This is a genomic window from Stenotrophomonas sp. C3(2023) (genome assembly GCF_032911385.1).
Lineage (GTDB): Bacteria > Pseudomonadota > Gammaproteobacteria > Xanthomonadales > Xanthomonadaceae > Stenotrophomonas.
In genome coordinates this window covers 3,303,419-3,323,293 of record NZ_JAWJLO010000001.1, presented here as the reverse complement: position 1 = coordinate 3,323,293, position 19,875 = coordinate 3,303,419, and the positions used below count along the sequence as shown (strand labels likewise).

Annotated in this window: 24 protein-coding genes; 13 read left to right on the top strand and 11 right to left on the bottom strand. The window is 66.7% G+C overall.

The window, feature by feature from the left end; translation table 11 throughout:
* Positions 1 to 32: 32 nt before the first annotated feature.
* The 6 genes from RZA67_RS14725 to RZA67_RS14700 are packed head-to-tail and all read right to left on the bottom strand — an operon-like array spanning position 33 to position 5,970.
* Positions 33 to 452, bottom strand: a complete 420-nt coding sequence (locus RZA67_RS14725; protein ID WP_317213473.1) for a Na+/H+ antiporter subunit G — start codon at positions 450 to 452, stop codon at positions 33 to 35.
* Entirely contained in the window at positions 449 to 733 is a 285-nt protein-coding gene (locus RZA67_RS14720) for a K+/H+ antiporter subunit F (protein WP_317213472.1), read from the bottom strand. Before RZA67_RS14720 ends, RZA67_RS14725 begins: the two co-directional genes overlap by 4 nt.
* On the bottom strand, positions 730 to 1,236 hold the full coding sequence (locus RZA67_RS14715) for a Na+/H+ antiporter subunit E (RefSeq protein WP_317213471.1): 507 nt from the start codon (positions 1,234 to 1,236) through the stop codon (positions 730 to 732). Before RZA67_RS14715 ends, RZA67_RS14720 begins: the two co-directional genes overlap by 4 nt.
* On the bottom strand, positions 1,233 to 2,768 hold the full coding sequence (locus tag RZA67_RS14710; protein ID WP_317213470.1) for a monovalent cation/H+ antiporter subunit D: 1,536 nt from the start codon (positions 2,766 to 2,768) through the stop codon (positions 1,233 to 1,235). Before RZA67_RS14710 ends, RZA67_RS14715 begins: the two co-directional genes overlap by 4 nt.
* Positions 2,765 to 3,142 carry a Na+/H+ antiporter subunit C gene (locus RZA67_RS14705; RefSeq protein ID WP_317213469.1) on the bottom strand — a complete coding sequence of 126 codons (378 nt, stop codon included), beginning with the start codon at positions 3,140 to 3,142 and terminating at the stop codon, positions 2,765 to 2,767. Before RZA67_RS14705 ends, RZA67_RS14710 begins: the two co-directional genes overlap by 4 nt.
* Positions 3,142 to 5,970, bottom strand: a complete 2,829-nt coding sequence (locus RZA67_RS14700) for a monovalent cation/H+ antiporter subunit A (RefSeq protein ID WP_317213468.1) — start codon at positions 5,968 to 5,970, stop codon at positions 3,142 to 3,144. Before RZA67_RS14700 ends, RZA67_RS14705 begins: the two co-directional genes overlap by 1 nt.
* A gap of 44 nt (positions 5,971 to 6,014) precedes the next feature.
* Here RZA67_RS14700 and RZA67_RS14695 point away from each other — a divergent pair, with 44 nt between their 5' ends.
* Positions 6,015 to 6,161, top strand: coding sequence for a hypothetical protein (locus tag RZA67_RS14695; protein ID WP_317213467.1), 147 nt, complete (start codon positions 6,015 to 6,017; stop codon positions 6,159 to 6,161).
* Positions 6,162 to 6,288: 127 nt separating this feature from the next.
* Here RZA67_RS14695 and RZA67_RS14690 read toward each other — a convergent pair whose 3' ends face one another.
* Positions 6,289 to 6,774, bottom strand: a complete 486-nt coding sequence (locus tag RZA67_RS14690) for an Mpo1-like protein (protein ID WP_317213465.1) — start codon at positions 6,772 to 6,774, stop codon at positions 6,289 to 6,291.
* Between the two features lie 78 nt (positions 6,775 to 6,852).
* Positions 6,853 to 7,779 carry a phosphoribosylaminoimidazolesuccinocarboxamide synthase gene (locus RZA67_RS14685; RefSeq protein WP_317213464.1) on the bottom strand — a complete coding sequence of 309 codons (927 nt, stop codon included), beginning with the start codon at positions 7,777 to 7,779 and terminating at the stop codon, positions 6,853 to 6,855.
* A 144-nt stretch (positions 7,780 to 7,923) separates the two neighbouring features.
* Between RZA67_RS14685 and RZA67_RS14680 the strand changes: the two genes are divergently transcribed.
* From RZA67_RS14680 to RZA67_RS14640, 9 genes are all read left to right on the top strand, one after another.
* A complete protein-coding gene (locus RZA67_RS14680) occupies positions 7,924 to 8,253 on the top strand; it encodes a DnaJ domain-containing protein (RefSeq protein WP_317213463.1) in 330 nt (109 codons plus the stop codon).
* A 39-nt stretch (positions 8,254 to 8,292) separates the two neighbouring features.
* Complete coding sequence (gene rpe / locus RZA67_RS14675; RefSeq protein ID WP_317213462.1) at positions 8,293 to 8,970, top strand: ribulose-phosphate 3-epimerase; 678 nt, start codon at positions 8,293 to 8,295, stop codon at positions 8,968 to 8,970.
* Positions 8,971 to 8,982: 12 nt separating this feature from the next.
* The gene (locus RZA67_RS14670; RefSeq protein ID WP_317214029.1) at positions 8,983 to 9,468 is read left to right on the top strand and encodes a GNAT family N-acetyltransferase; all 486 of its coding nucleotides are present in this window, start codon (positions 8,983 to 8,985) and stop codon (positions 9,466 to 9,468) included.
* Positions 9,469 to 9,610: 142 nt separating this feature from the next.
* Positions 9,611 to 10,537, top strand: coding sequence for a lipid kinase YegS (gene yegS / locus RZA67_RS14665; RefSeq protein ID WP_317213461.1), 927 nt, complete (start codon positions 9,611 to 9,613; stop codon positions 10,535 to 10,537).
* Positions 10,538 to 10,701: 164 nt separating this feature from the next.
* Positions 10,702 to 12,192 carry an anthranilate synthase component I gene (gene trpE, locus RZA67_RS14660; protein WP_317213460.1) on the top strand — a complete coding sequence of 497 codons (1,491 nt, stop codon included), beginning with the start codon at positions 10,702 to 10,704 and terminating at the stop codon, positions 12,190 to 12,192.
* A 90-nt stretch (positions 12,193 to 12,282) separates the two neighbouring features.
* The gene (locus RZA67_RS14655; RefSeq protein ID WP_317213459.1) at positions 12,283 to 12,870 is read left to right on the top strand and encodes an aminodeoxychorismate/anthranilate synthase component II; all 588 of its coding nucleotides are present in this window, start codon (positions 12,283 to 12,285) and stop codon (positions 12,868 to 12,870) included.
* Positions 12,871 to 12,886: 16 nt separating this feature from the next.
* Entirely contained in the window at positions 12,887 to 13,924 is a 1,038-nt protein-coding gene (gene trpD / locus RZA67_RS14650) for an anthranilate phosphoribosyltransferase (protein WP_317213458.1), read from the top strand.
* 65 nt (positions 13,925 to 13,989) lie between these two features.
* On the top strand, positions 13,990 to 14,784 hold the full coding sequence (gene trpC / locus RZA67_RS14645) for an indole-3-glycerol phosphate synthase TrpC (RefSeq protein ID WP_317213457.1): 795 nt from the start codon (positions 13,990 to 13,992) through the stop codon (positions 14,782 to 14,784).
* Positions 14,781 to 15,497 (top strand): haloacid dehalogenase-like hydrolase, encoded by a 717-nt coding sequence (locus RZA67_RS14640; protein WP_317213456.1) that lies wholly within the window; start codon positions 14,781 to 14,783, stop codon positions 15,495 to 15,497. The genes trpC and RZA67_RS14640 overlap by 4 nt, the downstream gene beginning before the upstream one ends.
* Positions 15,498 to 15,572: 75 nt before the next feature.
* Here the strand turns inward: RZA67_RS14640 and RZA67_RS14635 are convergent, their stop codons facing one another.
* Together RZA67_RS14635 and crp are read right to left on the bottom strand one after the other, a co-directional pair.
* Complete coding sequence (locus RZA67_RS14635) at positions 15,573 to 16,334, bottom strand: sulfite exporter TauE/SafE family protein (protein WP_317213455.1); 762 nt, start codon at positions 16,332 to 16,334, stop codon at positions 15,573 to 15,575.
* A gap of 101 nt (positions 16,335 to 16,435) precedes the next feature.
* Complete coding sequence (crp, locus tag RZA67_RS14630) at positions 16,436 to 17,125, bottom strand: cAMP-activated global transcriptional regulator CRP (RefSeq protein WP_317213454.1); 690 nt, start codon at positions 17,123 to 17,125, stop codon at positions 16,436 to 16,438.
* A gap of 151 nt (positions 17,126 to 17,276) precedes the next feature.
* Here crp and speD point away from each other — a divergent pair, with 151 nt between their 5' ends.
* On the top strand, positions 17,277 to 18,071 hold the full coding sequence (gene speD, locus RZA67_RS14625) for an adenosylmethionine decarboxylase (RefSeq protein ID WP_317213453.1): 795 nt from the start codon (positions 17,277 to 17,279) through the stop codon (positions 18,069 to 18,071).
* Positions 18,072 to 18,234: 163 nt separating this feature from the next.
* Entirely contained in the window at positions 18,235 to 18,555 is a 321-nt protein-coding gene (locus tag RZA67_RS14620; protein WP_317213452.1) for a multidrug efflux SMR transporter, read from the top strand.
* A 49-nt stretch (positions 18,556 to 18,604) separates the two neighbouring features.
* Here the strand turns inward: RZA67_RS14620 and coq7 are convergent, their stop codons facing one another.
* On the bottom strand, positions 18,605 to 19,249 hold the full coding sequence (coq7, locus tag RZA67_RS14615; RefSeq protein ID WP_317213451.1) for a 2-polyprenyl-3-methyl-6-methoxy-1,4-benzoquinone monooxygenase: 645 nt from the start codon (positions 19,247 to 19,249) through the stop codon (positions 18,605 to 18,607).
* Between the two features lie 195 nt (positions 19,250 to 19,444).
* Between coq7 and rplM the strand changes: the two genes are divergently transcribed.
* Entirely contained in the window at positions 19,445 to 19,873 is a 429-nt protein-coding gene (rplM, locus tag RZA67_RS14610; protein WP_005414692.1) for a 50S ribosomal protein L13, read from the top strand.
* Positions 19,874 to 19,875 lie beyond the last annotated feature (2 nt).

Sequence of the window (19,875 nt, the reverse complement as noted above, 5' to 3'; positions counted from 1 at the left end):
CGGCTGTTCCCAGGGTCCGCCGCGCGGTGCGTTCAACGATCGGCGTCGGTGCGCGTGTACACGTGGCCGGTGGGTGCGTGTTCCTGCTCGCGCGCCGGTTCCGGCGGCGGCAGCTGCTCTTCGGCTGCGCGTTCATTGCCGGGCAGGCTGGGCCGCGTTTCCATCATCAGCGACAGCGCCGCCTTGGCCATCATGTGCGCGCTGATCGGTGCGGTGATGAACAGGAAGATGGTGATCAGCAGCTCGCGTGGCTGCGGGTCCTGGCCCAGAAAGATGTGGTAGCACACCGATGCCACCAGCACGCAGCCCACGCCGAGCGTACTGGCCTTGGTCGGGGCGTGCAGGCGCTTGAAGAAGGTGGACAGCTTCACCAGCCCCAGTGCGCCGACCAGGATGAAGAAGCAGCCAAACAGCAGCAGCAGGGACAGGCCGATCTGGAAGGCGGTGATCATTCGACGATATCCCGACGCAGCACGAACTTGCTCAGCACCACCGTGCTGCCAAAGCCCAGCATGGCGATGATCAGCGCGGCCTCGAAGTAGATAGCCGAGTTCAGGTACATGCCGAACAGCATGAGCTGGGCGATGGCGGTCACCGACAGGGTGTCCAGCGCAAGAATGCGGTCGGGCACGGTCGGGCCGCGCAGCAGGCGCCAGGTAGCCAGCAGCATCGACAGGCCGACGATGTGCATGCACACCACCAGGGTGGTCTGGATGAACGCAAATCCGGTCATGGGAAGATCTCCATCAGCGGGGCTTCGTAGCGGCGTTTGATCTCGCTGATCAGGTGCTCCTCATCCTCGAGGTTCAACACATGCACCAGCAGGTATTTACGGTCGTCGCTGAGCGCGGCCGACACGGTGCCGGGGGTCAGGGTGATCATGCTGGTCAGCGCCGCAATGCCGTGGATGTTGGCGATATCCAGCGGAATCCAGATGAAAGCGGGGTGGATGCGCTCTTCGCGACCGAGCACCTGGCGGGCCACTTCGATGTTGGACACCAGGATGTCCCACAGGGTGACCACCAGCAGCTTGGGCACCGGCCGCAGCGTGCCGATGCGGGCAAACTCGCGGTCCAGACGCGCGGCGAACAGGGGCACCACCACACCCAGCAGCACGCCGAGCACGATCAGGCCAAAACTGAAGCTGTCCGACATCAGCAGCCAGAACAGGATCACCAGCACGGTCAACGGGGGCGCCGGGAACAGGCGGCGCAGCAGGGGGCGCTTGGGGGTCATGGCTTGCGGATCTCCGGCGAGGTCGCGCGCACCTGCTCGACATAACCCGAAGGCTGCAGCAGGTCGCTGGCGATGGCATCGGTATGGCGCATCAGGGGGGCGGCAAATACGGTCATGCCGATGCCGTAGAGCAGCAGCAGGCAGGCGGCCAGCAGCTCGACGCGCCGGGTGGGTGCCTTGCGCGGTGGCGGCAGGTCCGGGTCGGGCTGCGGCACGCGCCAGAACAGCCGGATACCGCCCCGGGCGATACCCATGATGACCAGCAGGCTGCTGCCCAGCACGGCCGTCCAGACCACCGCGGTGTACTGCGGCGGCATGCCGGCCAGCAGCGCGGCCTTTGCCAGGAAGCCGGACAACGGCGGCAGCCCCGCCACCGATACCGCGCCGATCAGGAACAGCACGGCCGGGGTCTCCTTGCCGGGCATCGGGGCGATCACTTCCTTGCGGTCGCTGGCGCCGCCGCGGCGGCGGCGGATCAGGTCGGCGACCAGGAACAGGGCGGCGGCCACGAAGGTGCTGTGCGGCAGGTAGTACAGGCCCGCCGACAGCGTCTGCGGCGTGGCCGTGGCGAAGGCGATGAACAGCGTGGCGGCCGACACCACCACCAGGTAGGAGATCAGCACGCGCAGGCGCACGGCGGCCAGCACACCCAGCCCGCCAAGCACCAGGGTGACCACGCCAGCCCACAGCAGCCAGTCGCGGCCGTAGCCGGCCATGGCGCCGGCGTCCTCGCCGAACCACAGCATCTGGATGCGCAGCACCGCGTACAGGCCGACCTTGGTCATCACCGCAAACAGCGCGGCGACGGCCGCCGGTGCGCGGGCGTAGGATTCAGGCAGCCACAGGTACAGCGGCATCAGTGCCGCCTTGGCGCAGAACACCAGCAGCAGCAGGCCCATGGTGGCCTTGGCAAGCACCAGGTGCGAGGGCGGCAGGGCCGCCACGCGCTCGGCGATTTCGGCCATGTTGAGCGAGCCGAGCGTGGCGTACAGCAGGCCGAGCGCGATCAGGAACAGCGTCGAGGCGGTTACGTTGAACACGACGTAGTGCAGGCCGATGCGCATGCGCAGGCCGCGGCCACCGCTGAGCAGCAACCCATAGGAGGCGATCAGCATCACCTCGAAGAACACGAACAGGTTGAAGATGTCGCCGGTGAGGAACGCACCGTTCAGGCCGACCAGCTGGAACTGGAACAGCGCATGGAAGTGCGGCGCGCGCCGGTCCCAGCCCGAGCAGGCGTGCAGCAGGCAGCCGATGGCCAGCAGCGAGGTGGTCAGCAGCATCCACGCCGAAAGGCGGTCGGCCACCAGCACGATTCCCAGCCGCGATGGCCAGTCGCCCAGCAGGTAGACCAGCGACAGCCCATCGGCAGTGCGCGCGAACACCATCAGCACGGCTACCAGCAGCGCTCCCAGCGAGGTCCACGCTACCGTGCGCTGCACCTTGGGGCCGAAGCGGCGGTGCTCGACGAACAGCGACAGCGAAGCGCCGAGCAGTGGGATCAGGATCGGCAGGATCGCCAGGTGGTTCATGCGTGGTCCTCGTCACGGCGCGGCGGCGCATCCTCGTCCGGCTCGTGCGCGTCGACGTGGTCGCTGTGGTTGTCGCTGCGGCTGCGGATGGCCAGCACGATGCTGACCGCGGTCATGGCGAAGGCGATGACGATGGCGGTCAGCACCAGCGCCTGCGGCAGCGGGTCGGTGTAGTTGCCCAGGTTGGCATCCAGCCCTTCCTTCAGCACCGGCGGTTTGCCCGGCACCAGTCGACCACCGGCGAAGATCAGCAGGTTGGTCGCATAGGACAGGAAGGTCATGCCGAGGATCACATCGAAGCTGCGCGCGCGCAGCAGCAGGTACACCCCGAGCATGGTCAGCACGCCGATGGCGCTTGCAATGGCCAGTTCCATCAGTGCATCTCCCCGGTCAGGGCCGAACGCCGGTGCGGGTCGATCTCACCGCGGCGCGCCGTACGGGTCCGCGACGGCTTGATCGTGCCCATCATCGACAGCATCAGCATGGCGCCGCCAAACACGACCAGGTAGACGCCGGTGTCGAACACCAGCGCGCTGGCCAGCGGCACCGTGCCGATGACCGGCAGTTCCAGGTCGTAATGGCCGCTGGTCAGGAAGGGCACGTTGAACAGCATCGAGCCGACGCCGCCGGCGATGGCCACCAGCAGGCCGATGCCGATGCAGCGGATGTAGTCGAAGCCGAAGCGCGACTCCACCGAGGCGGTGCCCTGGATCACGTACTGGATCAGCAGCGGCACGGCCAGTATCAGGCCGGCGATGAAACCACCGCCGGGCGAGTTGTGGCCGCGCAGGAACATGAAGATCGACACGGTCAGCGTCAGCGGGAACATGATCTGCGCCAGATCGGCCGGCACGGGCAGCTTGATCGGCGGGCCGGGCATGATCTGCTCGGGCGCCATGCGCGAGCGCCGCAGCATGGCATGCACCACCAGTGCGGCGATGCCGAACACGGTGATCTCGCCGAAGGTATCAAAGCCGCGGAAGTCGACCAGGATGACGTTGACCACGTTGCTGCCGTAGGCCTCGGGCAGGGCGCGGGCGAGCATCTCGCCGGCCATCGTGTTGGGCGGCAGGGTCATGGCGGTGTAGGCCAGTGCGGCCATGCCCAGGCCGGCCACCAGCGCGATGGCGGCGTCGCGGTAGCGGCGCAGCCACGAGCGTTCGCTGACCGACTGCGCCGGCAGGTAGTTCATGCCCAGCAGCATCAGCACCAGGGTCACCATCTCCACCAGCAGCTGGGTCAATGCCAGGTCCGGCGCGGAGAGGAAGACGAAGGTCATCGCCACCATCAGGCCGACACCGCCGACCAGCAGCACCGCCAGCAGACGCTGTTTGTACATGCGCAGCGTGGCGATGGCGCAGGCCATCATCACCGCCCACAGCCCCCAGCCGAGCAGCGGCATCGGCTGCGAGGAGGGCCAGTTGGGCAGCGCAGGTGCGGCCAGCCAGGGAGCGGCGGCCACCGCGACTGCCACCACCACCAGCCCCAGCAGCATGCGCTGCAGGCTGCCATTGGCGATGCCGGCGGTGAGCCGCTGCGCCAGCGCGGAAAGCAGGTCCAGCTGCCGGTGGAAGATGTTGCGGCCGGTCGGGCGGCTTTCCACCGCGTACAGGTCGAGCACGCGGCGCAGGCCGAAGTACAGCGCCACGCCGCCGACCACACCCACTGCGCTCATCGCCAGCGGCAGGTTGAACCCATGCCAGACCGACAGGCTGTACGCAGGCATGTCGCCGCCGAGGATGGCAGCGGCGCCCGCGTGCAGAACCGGGGCGATGGTCAGCGCCGGCGCAATGCCGACGGCCACGCAGATCACCACCAGGATTTCCACCGGCACCTTCATCCAGCGCGGCGGCTCGTGCGGCACCACGTCGAGGTCGTGCGGGCCCTTGCCGAAGAAGGTGTCGTGCACGAAGCGCAGGCTGTAGGCCACACCGAGCACGCCGGCCAGCAGGGCGGCCACCGACATCACCAGCCGCCACTGCTCGCCACCGGCGGTGTCCAGTGCTTCGGCAAACAGCATTTCCTTGGACAGGAAGCCATTGAGCAGCGGGATGCCGGCCATCGCCAGCGAGGCGATGATGGCCAGCGCACTGGTGAATGGCATCAACCGCCGCAGCCCGCCCAGGCGCCGCATGTCGCGCGTGCCGGTTTCATGGTCGATGATGCCGGCGGCCATGAACAGCGAAGCCTTGAAGGTGGCGTGGTTGAGGATGTGGAACACACCGGCGACCACCGCCATCGGCTTGGACAGCCCGAACAGCATGGTGATCAGGCCCAGGTGGGAGATCGTCGAATAGGCCAGCAGGCCCTTGAGGTCATGCTGGAAGATCGCATTCCAGGCGCCGATCAGCAGGGTCAGCGCACCGATGCCGCTGACCGTGTAGAAGAACAGCTCGGTACCGGACAATGCCGGGTGCAGCCGCGCCAGCAGGAACACGCCCGCCTTGACCATGGTCGCCGAGTGCAGGTAAGCCGACACCGGGGTGGGCGCGGCCATGGCGTGCGGCAGCCAGAAGTGGAACGGGAACTGCGCGCTCTTGGTGAAGATGCCGGCCAGCACCAGGAACAGGGCGTAGGGATACAGCGCGCTGGCGCGGATCTGATCGCCGGCGGCCAGCACCACGTCCAGATCGAAGCTGCCGACGATCCGGCCGATCAGCAGCACGCCGCCAAGCAGGGCCAGGCCGCCGCCGCCGGTGATCACCAGCGCCATGCGCGCGCCTTCGCGTGCGTCCTTGCGGTGCGACCAGAAGCCGATCAGCAGGAACGAGCTGATGCTGGTGAGTTCCCAGAAGATCATCAGCAGCAACAGGTTGCCTGACAGCACCATGCCGAGCATGGCGCCCATGAACAGCAGCAGGTAGCAGAAGAAGCGGTGGGCGTTGTCCTGTGCGCTCAGGTAGTAGCGGGCGTACAGCACCACCAGCGCGCCGATGCCCAGCACCATGCCGGCGAACATCCAGGCCAGCCCGTCCAGCCGCAGTGTGAAATCCAGCCCGATCTGCGGCAACCACTGGCCGTGGCTGCGTATCACCTCACCGCCGAGCACGGCCGGCGTCAGCATCGCCAGGATGGCCAGGCCGAGCAGGGGGGCCGCCGCTGCCAGCCAGGCGGCGGTGGTGCGGGAGCTGCGGGGAACGGAGGCGACCAGCGCTGCCAGTACAAAGGGCAGCGACAGCAGCAGGATCAGGCTGGATGTCATGCAGGGAATACGCGATTCACGAGCAGGTTAAGTAGCATAACAGGGTGACATTTGCCGTCGATACCCACGAACTGACGTTCAATTGCATTGAACGTGCGCTCATTCACTTTTTCGGGCGGCGCGTGATGCGCCGCCGCGCGGCGGCCGGGGGCTTGCCGGAAGTGGCAGAAGAGGTGTCGCTTTCTGTCTGATCGCCCGTACGGCAAAGGCTGCAACGGGATGGAGCGAGGACCGGGACCGCCCTGATCGGGCCGCCCGTACGGACCGGATGAGAGCGCCACGCGCCGGAAACGTCAGCTCGCTCGTTCAGCAAACCGCTTACCAGCGCCAGTCGAAGCGCCGGTAGAGCTTGGCCAGCACCCATGCCGGGCCGATCAGCAGGTAGGTCAGGTCGGTGAGGAAGCTCGGCCTGCGCCCTTCGGCGCGGTGCCCGACGAACTGCGCCACCCACGCCACGACGAACACGGCCACGGCCAGCCAGGCCAGGTTGCCCAGGCCGATGCGTGCTTCCAGCAGGCGGCAGCTGCAGCCGAAGACGAAGAACACGGCCAGCATGCCCAGGCCCAGCGGGCGCGACAGACGGTTGTACCAGGACCAGGCGGCGAACATCGCCAGGCCGGCCCAGATGCCGTTCTGGAACCAGGTGATCAGCGGCGGCAGGCACCACAGCAGGGCCACCACCGACCACAGGATGGCCGGCACCGCGACCAGGTGGATCTGCTGGTTGAGCGGGTTCTGATGGTCGTCGGCATAGCTGGCGAAGTAGCGGTCGACCGGCCGCGCGGAGGGAAGGGGACGGGACATGCAGACTCCTGGGATGCCATCCCGTGCATCGTGCCAGATGCGGTGTCGCCCCGGGCGGGTGGCCCGGGGCGTTGCGGATCAGTCGACGCTGATGCCGGCCAGGCGCTGCAGCGCCTCGGCGTACTTGGCGCGGGTGCGCTCGATCACCTCGGCGGGGATGCTCGGGCCGGGCGCGGTCTTGCCCCAGTCCAGCGTCTCCAGGTAATCGCGCACGAACTGCTTGTCGTAGCTCGGCGGGCTGGTGCCCACCTCGTACTGGTCGGCCGGCCAGTAGCGCGAGGAGTCCGGCGTCAGCATCTCGTCCATGATGTACAGACGGCCATCGGCGTCGGTGCCGAACTCGAACTTGGTGTCGGCCAGGATGATGCCGCGCTCGCGCGCGTAATCGGCGGCGAACTTGTAGATGCGCAGGGTGGCATCGCGCACCCGCTCGGCCAGTTCCGCGCCGACCGCCTTGACCATCGCGTCGAAGTCGATGTTCTCGTCGTGGTCGCCGACGGCGGCCTTGGTCGAGGGGGTGAAGATGGGCTCGGGCAGCTGCTCGGCCTGGCGCAGGCCGTCGGGCAGCTCGATGCCGCTGACCTTGCCAGTGCGCTGGTAGTCCTTCCAGCCGCTGCCGATCAGGTAGCCGCGGGCGATGGCCTCCACCGGCACCGGCTTCAGCTTGCGGGTGACCACCGCGCGCTTTGCGTACAGCGCCGCATCCACGCCCTCGGGCAGCACGCTGGCCACGTCGATGCCGGTGAGGTGGTTGGGCATCAGGTGCGCGGTCTTGGCGAACCAGAAATTGGAGACCTGGCACAGCATCTCGCCCTTGCCGGGAATCGGGTCGGGCAGCACCACGTCGAACGCCGACAGGCGGTCGGTGGCGACCATCAGCAGGTAATCCCCGGCAGGCGTGTCGGCGGGCAGGCGCTCGCGCGGAATATCGAAGACGTCACGCACCTTGCCGCGGTGGCGCAAGGGCAGGCCGGGGAGATCGGATTGCAACAGCGTGGTTGGCACGGGCACTCCTGGGGCTTCGTTGATACGGCTGCCCAGCGGACCCGGTGGGCCCGCGACTGGTCAGCGGGCGGCCTAGTGTAAAGCCGTACAGGTCGGCTGTGACGTAAAATGGACATCCTTTTGTTGCGACCTGCCCGGAACGCCATGCGCTGGTACGGAAAACTGCTGGGTTTCATCGCCGGGGCCCTGCTGTTCAGGCCCAATCCGCTGTTTGGCGCGGTATTGGGCCTGCTGCTGGGGCATGCGTTCGATGCCGACTGGTTCCGCCTGAACAAGGAAAACCCGTACCGGGAGCTGGGGCTGACCTCCGAGGCCACCGATGCGGAGGTCGACCTGGCCTACCGTCGCCTGATGTCGCAGTACCACCCGGACAAGCTGGTCGGTGCTGCCCCCGAGCTGCGCCAGCAGGCCGAGACCCGGAGCCGCCGGGTCAACGCCGCCTACCACCGGATCAAGACGCTGCGCAGGCGCTGACCCGACCGCCCCTTTCCCTTCGTTTCCAAGGCCCTGGCCATGTCCCACTGCCTCATCGCCCCGTCCATCCTGTCCGCCGACTTCGCCCGCCTCGGCGAAGAGGTCGATAGCGTTCTCGCCGCCGGTGCCGACTGGGTGCACTTCGACGTGATGGACAACCATTACGTGCCGAACCTGACCATCGGCCCGATGGTCTGCCAGGCCCTGCGCAAGCACGGCGTGACCGCCCCGATCGATGTGCACCTGATGGTCGAGCCGGTGGATCGCATCATCCCGGACTTCGCCGAGGCCGGCGCGACCTATATCAGCTTCCACCCCGAAGCCAGCCGCCATCCGCACCGCACCATCCAGCTGATCCGCTCGCTGGGCTGCAGGCCGGGTCTGGTGCTCAACCCGGGTACGCCGGTGGACGTGCTGGACTGGGTGCTCGACGACCTCGACCTGGTGCTGCTGATGTCGGTCAATCCGGGCTTTGGCGGCCAGGCCTTCATTCCCTCGGCGCTGGACAAGCTGCGCCTTGTGCGGCAGAAGATCGATGCCAGTGGCAAGGACATCCGCCTGGAAATCGATGGCGGGGTGAAGGCGGACAACATCGGCCAGATCGCTGCGGCAGGTGCGGATGTGTTTGTCGCCGGTTCGGCCATCTTCAACGCCAAAACCTCCTACCAGGACGTGATCGCGCAGATGCGCGCCAACGTCGCTGCGGCGCGGGGCTGAGCCGTGGGCACGGTGGCCGCGCTGGACATCCGTCCGGCTACCGCGGCCGACGCCGGCGTGATCCTGCGGATGATCCGCGAACTGGCGATCTACGAAAAAGCCGAGAGCGCGGTGCAGACCGATGAGGCGGGCATCGCCGAAAGCCTGTTCGGGGCAGGGGCAAGCGCCCGCGCGCTGATCTGCGAGGCCGACGGCGAGGCGGTCGGCTATGCGGTGTACTTCTACAACTATTCCACCTGGCTGGGCCGCAAGGGCATCTACCTGGAGGATCTGTATGTAAGCCCGCAGCAACGTGGGCAGGGCGCCGGCAAGGCGCTGCTGCAGCATCTGGCGCGACAGGCGGTTGCGGAGGGTTGCGGTCGCTTTGAATGGTCGGTGCTGGACTGGAACACACCGGCGATCGCGTTCTATACCGCCGCAGGCGCCAAGCCCCAGGACGAATGGACGGTGTACCGGCTCGAAGGCCAGGCGCTCCGGGAGTTCGCCGCCCGCCCGTGACGCCATGTCCGGCGAGCGCGCAGCACGGCAGGCAAGGCGGTGACGGCCGAGGCGCGTCACCCCCTGCATGCGCTTTTCCCACATTCACTGCCCCGAAACGCGCCGCTGCCTAGCCTGTGCCACTCCCTGCAGCGAGCGGCTCATGACCACGCCCCACTGGTGCCTGATTCTCAACGGCAAATCCGCCGGTCGTGACGATGTGCGCGAGGCCGTGGCCGCCTGCCGCACGCGCGGGGTGCGGCTGGATGTCAGAGTGACCTGGGAAGACGGGGACGCCGAGCGCTACGTCGCCGAGGCGATCGAGCATGGCGTGCAGGTGATCGTCGCCGGTGGCGGCGATGGCACGCTGAGTGCCGTGGCCGCCACGCTGGCGCGTCGCGAACAGCCTGCGGCGGCGCTGCCGGCGCTGGCACTGGTACCGCTGGGAACCGCCAACGACTTTGCCACTGCCGCTGGCATCCCCGATGAACCGGAGGCGGCGTTGGCGCTGGTCGGTCAGGTGCAGGCCCGTCCCATCGACCTGCTGCGCATCGACGCCGACGGCGATGTGGCCTGGTGCGCGAACCTCGCCAGTGGCGGTTTCGGGACCGAGGTCACCGTCGAAACCGACGAAGGTCTGAAAAAGATGCTCGGTGGCCTGGCCTACGTGATCACCGGCATCTCCCGCCTCGGCCGTATCGAGCCGCTGCCGGCACGCGTGCAGGGCCCCGACTTCACCTGGGAAGGCGGCTTCATCGCACTGGGTGTGGGCAATGGCTGCCAGGCCGGTGGCGGCCAGGTGCTGTGCCCGCAGGCCAGGGTGGACGACGGTCAGCTCGAGCTGACGATCATTCCCGAGCTGGAGGGCGAGGTGACCGGGGCGCTGGGCGAGCTGATCAAGGGCGGCCGCGAAGCGGTGCTGGAACGGGTCGCCACCCGGGCGCGCCTGCCCTGGGTGGAGATCGTCAGCGCGGAGCCACTGACCCTCAACCTCGACGGTGAACCGCGCAAGGCCCGCCACTTCCGCGTCGACTGCATCGCCGGCCGGGTGCGCATGCATCTGCCGTTGGGCTCGCCGCTGCTGGCCTGAGAGGACCCGGCGCGGGGTTTCCCTGCGCTCGAACCTGCGCTACAGTCCGAGCGTGTCCAGCCTGACGACCCCGCATACCCTTTCTTCCGCACACCGTTGGTGGCGATGGTGGCCCGTTGCCGTCGTCCGCCCCCATAACGCTGTGTCCCGGAAGGAAAGTCGTCTTGAATTCGCTCGCTCAGTTCCAGCAGCAGGCCGCTGAAGGCCACACCCGCATCCCCGTCGTCCGCGAAGTGCTGTCCGACCTGGACACGCCGCTGTCGGTCTACCTGAAGCTCGCCGACGGCCCGCACACCTATCTGTTTGAATCCGTCGAAGGTGGCGAGCGCTTCGGGCGCTACTCCATCATCGGCCTGCCGGCGCGCCGGGTGTATGCCTTCCATGGCCATACGTTGAGCGTGCGCGAGCAGGGCGTGCTGATCGAACAGCGCGAGGTTGCCGACCCCTTCGCCGAGGTCGAAGCGCTGCGCAGCGCGCACTCGGTACCCAGGCTCGACGGCCTGCCGGGTTTCACCGGCGGACTGGTCGGGTGGTTCGGCTTTGAGTGCATCGGCTACATCGAGCCGAGGCTGGCGCCGCCGGCCGGGCGTGACGAGCTGGGCACGCCGGACATCCTGCTGATGCAGTCCGAAGAGCTGGCAGTGTTCGACAACCTCAAGGGCCGGCTGTACCTGATCGTGCATGTCGACCCGCGTCAGCCCGGTGCCTGGGACGAAGCGCAGGGCCGCCTGGATGCGCTGGTGGCCAAGCTGCGCGCGCCGGGCGCGGGCTACCCGGCGCCGCTGTCCAGCGATGTGCTGGACGAGGGTGATTTCGTCTCCGGCTTCACCCATGACGGCTTCATCGATGCGGTCCAGCGCAGCAAGGAATACATCCGTTCCGGTGACATCTTCCAGGTGGTGCTGAGCCAGCGCCTGAGCGTGCCGTTCAAGGCCCGCCCGGTGGACGTCTACCGCGCGCTGCGGGCGTTGAATCCCTCCCCCTACATGTATTTTCTCGATGTGGGCGACATGCAGGTGGTCGGCTCGTCGCCGGAAATCCTGGTACGGCTGCAACATACCGATGACGGCGTGGGTGAGGTCACCGTGCGCCCGATTGCCGGCACCCGCCCACGCGGTGCCACGCCCGAGCAGGACCAGGCGCTGGAAGCCGAGCTGCTGGCCGACCCCAAGGAGCGCGCCGAGCACCTGATGCTGATCGACCTGGGCCGCAACGATGCAGGCCGGGTGTCGCAGGCTGGCACGGTGGAGGTGGGTGAACAGTTCGTCATCGAGCGTTACAGCCATGTCATGCACATCGTCAGTGAGGTGACCGGCCGGCTGCAGCCCGGGCTGAGCTACGCCGATGTGCTGCGGGCCACGTTCCCGGCCGGCACCGTCAGCGGCGCACCGAAGATCCGCGCGCTGGAAGTGATCCGCGAACTGGAGCCGATCAAGCGCAATGTCTACGCCGGCAGCATCGGCTACATCGGCTGGCACGGCGATGCCGATACCGCGATCGCGATCCGTACCGCCGTGATCAAGGAGGGCCGCCTGCACGTGCAGGCCGGTGCCGGCATCGTCTACGACTCGGACCCGGAGAAAGAATGGGACGAGACGATGAACAAGGGCCGCGCGCTGTTCCGCGCCGTGGCCCAGGCGGCCAAGGGCCTGTAGTTCTCCCGGCGCGCGGCGTGACTGCGCGCGCGCCGCGCTCGCCTGCATCGTGCTGGTGCAGGCCAACCCTCAAGTGACGGAACCTGATCCATGTTGTGGATGATCGACAACTACGACAGCTTCACCTACAACCTCGTGCAGTACCTGCAGACGCTGGGTGCCGAGGTCAAGGTGGTGCGCAACGATGCGATGAGCGTGGACGAGATTGCCGCGCAGCGGCCCGGACGCATCGTCATCTCGCCCGGCCCGTGCACGCCCAACGAAGCGGGCGTGTCGCTGGCGCTGATCGAGCGGCTGGGCCCGACCACGCCGATCCTCGGCGTCTGCCTGGGCCATCAGGGCATTGGCCAGGTGTACGGCGGCACGGTCATCCGCGCCGGCAACATCATGCACGGCAAGACCTCGCCGATCCGGCACGAGGGCAAGGGCGTGTTCGCCGGGTTGCCGGACCGTTACCAGGCCACGCGCTACCACTCGCTGGTGGTGGACAAGAACAGCCTGCCGGACTGTCTGGAAGTAACCGCCTGGACCGAGAATGACGACGGTTCGGTGGAAGAGGTCATGGGCCTGCGCCACCGCGAGCATCCGGTGGAAGGCGTGCAGTTCCATCCCGAGTCGATCCTCACCGAGCACGGCCACGCGCTGCTGCGCAATTTCCTGCAGCGCCCCGCTGCCTGAGCCAAGGAGTCCTTCGATGAGCTTCTCCCCCCAGGAAGCCCTGCAACGCACCATCGAGCATCGCGAGATCTTCTTCGACGAGATGGTCGACCTGATGCGCCAGATCATGCGCGGCGAGGTCTCCACCGCGATGACCGCCGCCATCCTCACCGGCCTGCGGGTCAAGAAGGAAACGGTCGATGAGATCGCCGCCGCGGCTACCGTGATGCGTGAGTTCGCGCGTGCGGTTCCTGTGGCCGACCGCCGTCATCTGGTCGATATCGTCGGCACCGGCGGTGATGGCTCGCATACCTTCAACATCTCCACCTGCGCGATGTTCGTTGCCGCCGCCGCCGGTGCGCGCGTGGCCAAGCACGGCAACCGCAGCGTGTCGTCCAAGAGCGGCAGTGCCGATGCGGTGGAAGCGCTGGGCGCGGCGATCGAGCTGCAGCCCGAGCAGGTGGCGCGGATCATCGACGCCACCGGCGTGGGCTTCATGTTCGCGCCGATCCACCACCCCTCGATGAAGGTGGTGGCCCCGGTACGCCGCGAGATGGGCGTGCGCACCATCTTCAACATTCTCGGCCCGCTGACCAATCCGGCCAGCGCACCCTCGGTGCTGATGGGCGTGTTCCATGCCGATCTGGTCGGCATCCAGGCCCGTGTGCTGCGCGAACTGGGCACCGAGCGGGCGCTGGTGGTGTGGGGCCGCGACAACATGGACGAGATCTCGCTGGGTGCCGGCACCCTGGTCGGTGAGCTGCGCGGCGGCAAGGTGCGCGAGTACGAGATCCATCCGGAAGACTTCGGCATCGCCATGTCCGCCAGCCGCAACCTGCGCGTCGAGGGGCCCGAGCAGTCCATCGCCATGCTGCGCGCGGTGCTGGACAACCAGCCCGGACCAGCGCATGACATCGTGGCGCTCAACGCCGGCGCGGCGCTGTACGTGGCCGGCGTGGCCAGCGACATCGCCGACGGCCTGGCGCGCGCACGCGCTGCCCTGGCCGACGGCAGTGCGGCCGCCCGCCTGCAGCAGTTCGTGCAGGCCACCCGCGCCGAGCCCGCGCTGGTCTGAAGCCCGCTGCAGTCCCTCCACCCATGTTGGCCGATACTGGCCTTCCCCCTGGAAGCACGATCCTGATGAGCGACATCCTGCAGACCATCCTGGCCCGCAAGGCCGAAGAAGTGGCCCAGCGCAGCGCCGTGGTACCGCTGGCCGCGCTGCAGCAGCAACTGGCAACCGCGCCGCCGGTGCGGGGCTTTGCACGGGCGCTGCATGCGGCCATCGCCAACGGCGACCCGGCCGTGATTGCCGAGGTGAAGAAGGCCAGCCCGTCCAAGGGTGTGATCCGCGCCGACTTCCATCCCGCCGACATCGCGGTGAGTTATGAGTTCGGTGGTGCCAGCTGCCTTTCGGTGCTGACCGACGTGGACTTCTTCCAGGGCGCCGACGCCTACCTGCAGCAGGCACGCGAGGCCTGCACGCTGCCGGTGCTGCGCAAGGATTTCGTCATCGACGCCTACCAGGTGTACGAAGCGCGCGTGCTGGGTGCGGACTGCATCCTGCTGATCGTTGCCGCGCTGGATGACAACCAGCTGGTGACGCTGGCCAACCTGGCGATGGAACTGGGCATGGATGTGCTGGTGGAAGTGCACGACATCGATGAACTGGAACGCGCGCTGCAGGTGCCGGTGCCGCTGATCGGCATCAACAACCGCAACCTGCGCACCTTCGAGGTCTCGCTGCAGACCACGCTGGACATGCGCAGCGCCGTGCCGCGTGACCGCCTGCTGGTCACCGAAAGCGGCATCCTCGGGCCGCAGGATGTCGGCCTGATGCGCGATGCCGGGGTCAACGCCTTCCTGGTCGGTGAAGCGTTCATGCGCGTGGAAGAGCCGGGCGAGGGCCTGCGTCAGCTATTCTTTGCTGCATGACGACTGTGTACCCGACGCCGCGCGACGATGCGCCCCTGGTGGTTTTCGACTTCGACCACACCCTGTACGACGGTGATTCGGGTACCCACCTGTTCGCCTCGCTGATCAAGCGCAACCCGCTGCGCATGCTGGCCGCGCTGCTGGTCACGCCGGTTGCCGGCCCGCTGGTGGCCATGCTTCCCACGCGTCGTACCGGCATCTCGATCTATGTGTGGATCGGCAGCTTCGGTCTGCACCGTGCGCGCGAGTTCAATCGTGTGATCGATGCCTACGTGATCCGCAACGAGGCGCAGATGCGCGCCAAGCTGCTGCCGCAGGCGCTGGAGGTGTTCGCTGCGCACCGTGCCAAAGGTGACCGCGTGGTGGTGGCGACCGGCGCACCGCCGGAGCTGGCGCGGGCGATTCTGGCCTTCGTCGCACACCAGGACGTGCCGGTGATCGGCACCGAGGTCGGACCGCGGCTGGGCGGCGTAGGCCCCACGCGGCACTGCCACAACGAAGAAAAGATGCGCATGCTGCGCGAGCGCGGCTACGGTGACATCGACATCGCCTATTCGGACAGCACCGCCGACCTGCCGCTGCTGCTGGCAGCAAAAGCCCCGGTGGTGGTCAATCCCAAGCGCAACCGCGTGGAGTTCTTCCGCCGCGTGCTGCCGGCGGGCACCCGCATCCTCAACTGGGGCTGTGTCGACCGCGGCGGCGACGGTGCGTGACGACTACTGCCTTTGGTAGGTGACGACCGTTGGTCGTCACGCTCTCGCCCTGACGCAACGGGGCGGAGCCGCGCTCTACGGGGTCAACCAGGCGTAGGCAGCACTGCCGACCTGGTAGAGGCTGATCCCCAGCACCAGCACGCCGACCGCGATCAGCACCCAGCGCTCCTTGACCCGCTTCACCAGCAGGGCGGCCAGCGGGGCGGCCATCATGCCGCCCACCAGCAGGCCGGCCACGATCTGCAGGTGATGCAGGCCCATTGACAGCAGGAACGTGGCCGAGACGGTCACCGTCACCACGAACTCTGCAGCATTGACGGTGCCGATCGTCATCCGTGCCTGACCGCCGCGCGCAAGCAGGGTCGAGGTGGCCACCGGACCCCAGCCACCGCCACCGGTGGCGTCCAGCAGCCCGGCGAAAAAGCCAAGCACCGGCACGCGCTGGATGTCACCTTTGGGAAGCAGGCGACCGGCTGCACGCAACAAAATAACTATCGCCAGAACAAGCAGATACAAATAGATCAATGGCCGGATGACGTCCCCGGGCAGCTGGGTCAGGCCATATGCGCCGACCGCCCCGCCGATCGCACCGGGAATGGCCAGACGCATGAACAGTCGCCTGTCCACGTTGCCCGCTGCCATATGGGAAATGCCGGAGGCACCCGTGGTGAAGACCTCGGCGGTGTGCACGCTGGCACTCACCTGTGCAGGTGGGATGCCCATGCTCAGCATCACCGAAGAGGAGACCAGGCCAAAGGCCATGCCCAGCGCGCCGTCGACCAGCTGCGCGCCGAGGCCGATCAGGATGAACCACCAGAAGTCGCTGCCAAGTTCCATCGGCCAAGACTAGCCGTTGACTGTGATGACGGGGAGAGCAGTGCGCGACGCGGCGTTGGCGCGGCGCCTCGCGCCCCGCGTGGCGGGGCGCAGATGCTTCGTCATCGGGTCCCGTAGACCACGATGGTCTTGCCACGGGCATGCAGCTGCCCGTCGGTCTGCAGCTTCTTCAACACGCGTCCGGCCATTTCGCGTGAACAACCGACCAGACGGGCCAGTTCCTGGCGCGAAACACGCAGCTGGCTGCCCTGCGGGTGGCTCATCGCCTCCGGCTCGGTGGTCAGGTCGTGCAGGGTCCGCATGATGCGGTCGGTGACATCCAGGAAGGCGAGGCGGCTGGCCTTGCGGCTGGTATCGAGCAGGCGCTTGGAGATCTGCTGGCCCAGCGCATACAGCAGACGTGGCGCGTCCTCGGCCAGCGCGGAGGTGAACAACTGATGCAGGCGTTCGTAGCTGATCTCTGCCAGTTCGCAGGCGGTTCGCGTGCGGAGGATCACTTCACGACGTTCGGATTCCACGAACAGGCCCATCTCGCCGACGAACTCGCCGGTGCCAAAGTAACCCAGCACCAGTTCGCGCTCTTCATCTTCCTCGGCGATGATCGAAACCGAGCCGCTGATCACATAGTAGAGGGTGCCCGCCGGATCGCCCGGCCGGAAAACATCAGTGCGGGCAGGGTATCGACGCCGGTGGCTGTGGGCCAGGAAGCGTTCGATGGTGGCAATGTCCAAAGCCAGTGGACTGGTAGCAAGGCGCACGGTTGACACGATGGTGGCGCTCCCTTTGCGCATGAACGGATTCACTGAGATGTGCAAGCGAGCTTAGCGGAGCATAAATGTTAAGAGCAAACAGCATGCCAGAAGCGGCAAGCCCTTCACATTCCCCCCGGGGGCCATTTGCCCCATAATTGTTCCTTTCCCTTCTCACACAGGATCGACCGCCGTGGTCAAGCCGTTGCCTCGCCTGAGGTTGCAAGGTTTCAACAACCTCACCAAGGCGCTGAGCTTCAACATCTATGACGTGTGTTACGCCCGCACCGAAGAGGAGCGCCAGCGTTACATCGAATACATCGATGAAGAGTACAACGCCGACAGGCTGACTCAGATTCTCACGGACGTGGCCGAGATCATCGGTGCGAACATTCTGAACGTCGCGCGCCAGGACTATGACCCGCAGGGCGCCTCGGTGACGATCCTGATCTCCGAAGAGCCGGTGATCGACAAGAAGCAGGCCGGCAAGGAGCTGATCTCCGACGCCGTGGTCGCGCACATGGACAAGTCGCACATCACCGTGCACACCTATCCGGAAACGCACCCGCAGGAAGGCATCGCCACCTTCCGCGCCGACATCGATGTGGCGACCTGTGGCGTTATTTCGCCGCTGAAGGCCCTGAACTACCTGATCGAAAGTCTGGAATCGGACATCGTGATCATGGACTACCGCGTGCGCGGCTTCACCCGCGACGTGAAGGGCAAGAAGCACTACATCGACCACAAGATCAACTCGATCCAGAATTTCCTGGCCAAGAACATCAAGTCCCGTTACGAGATGCTCGACGTCAACGTCTATCAGGAAAACATCTTCCACACGAAGATGCACCTGCAGGACTTCGACCTGGACCAGTACCTGTTCGAAGAGAAGGCGCGGAACATCTCGTTCAAGGAACGCATGAAGATCGAAGCGCTGCTCAAGCGCGAGATCGAAGAGCTGTTCCACGGGCGCAACCTGTCCGAGTGATGCACCCGCAGCGCCCACCGCGCTGCGTTCAACAAGGCGGGACGTCCCGCCGCGTGGAACCTGCCTTGCGCAAATAAGGGTTCCACGATGAGTGACCGATCAACGGCCCGGTGTGAAAACACCGGGTCGTTTCGTTTTTGTTCAAAAAAGTAAAGGAGTCTCTATGCCCTGGATCTACCTCTTGTTGGCCGGTCTGTTCGAAATCGGCTTTGCCATCGGCATGAAGTATTCAGACGGCTTCAGCAAGCCGCTGCCCACTCTGGCCACCGTGATCTCGGCCTTGATCAGCCTGTATCTGATGGGCCAGGCCATGAAGAACATTCCGGTGGGCACCGCCTATGCGGTGTGGACCGGTATCGGCGCGCTCGGCGTCTCGGTGCTGGGCATCTTCCTGTTCAATGACAGTGCCTCACCGGCGCGGCTGAGCTGCGTGGCGCTGATCGTGGCCGGCGTCATCGGCCTCAAGCTGGTCTCCCCGACCTGAGTCCGGCCTGCGGCGGGCACGGTGTGCCACGCCCACCGCGTGCCCCGTGTTACAGCCGGTAGGCGATGGTCTTCATCACCTTGGAGGCCAGCGCCATCGCACCGGGGATCGGGAACGGCAGACGCCGCGCACCGGCATGCTCGGCATGCTCGGCGTGGCGTGCCTCGTCTTCCTTCATCACCTCGATCACCGCACGGCTGCGCAGGTCGCCGGGTGGCAACGTCTGCAGGTGTTCGTCCAGGTGGGCTTCCACCTGGCGCTCGGTCTCCACCACGAAGCCGAGATTCCAGCCGTCGCCGCGCAGCCCGGCCAGCGTGCCGATGGCATAGCTGCCGGCATACCAGACCGGGTTGAACAGGCTCGGGCGGCTGTCGAGTTCGTCCAGCCGGGTGGCACACCAGGCCAGATGATCGGTCTCTTCCTGGGCTGCTTCCAGCAGATGTGCGCGCGTAGCTGGGTCGCGGGCCACGGCGGCCTGGCCGAAATACAGGCCCTGCGCGCAGACCTCGCCGACATGGTTGATGCGCATCAGCCCGGCCGCATGCCGGCGCTGGCCGGTGTCCATGCCCGGCTCGTCGGTGTCGGTGGCCGGGTAGGGGCGCATGGCCGGCGGGTTGCCGAACACCGTGTCCAGGGCGCGTTGGGCCTCGGTGAGCAGATGGTCCAGCGGCGTGGTCTGGCGGAGCGCGGTCATGGTGGGAGCGGGTGGGGCGGGAGCCCCGATTCTCGCCCGCCAGCGCCGCCACTGCCAACCCGCACCGCCCCCGCGCTTGCGCCCACGGTCGAAGCTCATTACAATCCCGCCTCTTGCGCTTTACCTTTCACAACGCGTGGCAGAGTTCCGGTGAGTCCTTTCACCGCAATGAGCCCGACCTACCAAGAGTTCTTCATGAGCACTTTCACTGCAAAGAACGAGACCGTCCAGCGCGACTGGTACCTCGTCGACGCCGAGGGCAAGACCCTGGGCCGTCTCGCCACCGAGCTGGCCCGCCGTCTGCGCGGCAAGCACAAGCCGGTCTACACCCCGCACGTTGATACCGGCGACTACCTGGTCGTCATCAATGCAGAAAAGATTGCCGTCACCGGCAAGAAGCTGCAGGACAAGATGTATCACCGTTTCACCGGCTACATCGGTAACCTGAAGACCGAATCGCTGGCCCAGGCGCTGGAGCGCCACCCGGAGCGCGTGATCGAGATCGCGGTCAAGGGCATGCTGCCGAAGGGTCCGCTGGGTCGCCAGATGTACCGCAAGCTCAAGGTCTACGCCGGCACTGAGCATCCGCACGCCGCACAGCAGCCGCAGGTTCTGGATATCTAATC

Excerpts from the sequence above, each read along its gene's own strand:
- RZA67_RS14725 (WP_317213473.1), bottom strand. The coding sequence starts at position 452 with ATGATCACCGCCTTCCAGATCGGCCTGTCCCTGCTGCTGCTGTTTGGC.
- RZA67_RS14720 (WP_317213472.1), bottom strand. The coding sequence starts at position 733 with ATGACCGGATTTGCGTTCATCCAGACCACCCTGGTGGTGTGCATGCAC.
- RZA67_RS14715 (WP_317213471.1), bottom strand. The coding sequence starts at position 1,236 with ATGACCCCCAAGCGCCCCCTGCTGCGCCGCCTGTTCCCGGCGCCCCCG.
- RZA67_RS14710 (WP_317213470.1), bottom strand. The coding sequence starts at position 2,768 with ATGAACCACCTGGCGATCCTGCCGATCCTGATCCCACTGCTCGGCGCT.
- RZA67_RS14705 (WP_317213469.1), bottom strand. The coding sequence starts at position 3,142 with ATGGAACTGGCCATTGCAAGCGCCATCGGCGTGCTGACCATGCTCGGG.
- RZA67_RS14700 (WP_317213468.1), bottom strand. The coding sequence starts at position 5,970 with ATGACATCCAGCCTGATCCTGCTGCTGTCGCTGCCCTTTGTACTGGCA.
- RZA67_RS14690 (WP_317213465.1), bottom strand. The coding sequence starts at position 6,774 with ATGTCCCGTCCCCTTCCCTCCGCGCGGCCGGTCGACCGCTACTTCGCC.
- RZA67_RS14680 (WP_317213463.1), top strand. The coding sequence starts at position 7,924 with ATGCGCTGGTACGGAAAACTGCTGGGTTTCATCGCCGGGGCCCTGCTG.
- rpe (WP_317213462.1), top strand. The coding sequence starts at position 8,293 with ATGTCCCACTGCCTCATCGCCCCGTCCATCCTGTCCGCCGACTTCGCC.
- yegS (WP_317213461.1), top strand. The coding sequence starts at position 9,611 with ATGACCACGCCCCACTGGTGCCTGATTCTCAACGGCAAATCCGCCGGT.
- RZA67_RS14655 (WP_317213459.1), top strand. The coding sequence starts at position 12,283 with ATGTTGTGGATGATCGACAACTACGACAGCTTCACCTACAACCTCGTG.
- trpD (WP_317213458.1), top strand. The coding sequence starts at position 12,887 with ATGAGCTTCTCCCCCCAGGAAGCCCTGCAACGCACCATCGAGCATCGC.
- trpC (WP_317213457.1), top strand. The coding sequence starts at position 13,990 with ATGAGCGACATCCTGCAGACCATCCTGGCCCGCAAGGCCGAAGAAGTG.
- RZA67_RS14640 (WP_317213456.1), top strand. The coding sequence starts at position 14,781 with ATGACGACTGTGTACCCGACGCCGCGCGACGATGCGCCCCTGGTGGTT.
- RZA67_RS14635 (WP_317213455.1), bottom strand. The coding sequence starts at position 16,334 with ATGGAACTTGGCAGCGACTTCTGGTGGTTCATCCTGATCGGCCTCGGC.
- crp (WP_317213454.1), bottom strand. The coding sequence starts at position 17,125 with ATGCGCAAAGGGAGCGCCACCATCGTGTCAACCGTGCGCCTTGCTACC.
- RZA67_RS14620 (WP_317213452.1), top strand. The coding sequence starts at position 18,235 with ATGCCCTGGATCTACCTCTTGTTGGCCGGTCTGTTCGAAATCGGCTTT.
- coq7 (WP_317213451.1), bottom strand. The coding sequence starts at position 19,249 with ATGACCGCGCTCCGCCAGACCACGCCGCTGGACCATCTGCTCACCGAG.
- rplM (WP_005414692.1), top strand. The coding sequence starts at position 19,445 with ATGAGCACTTTCACTGCAAAGAACGAGACCGTCCAGCGCGACTGGTAC.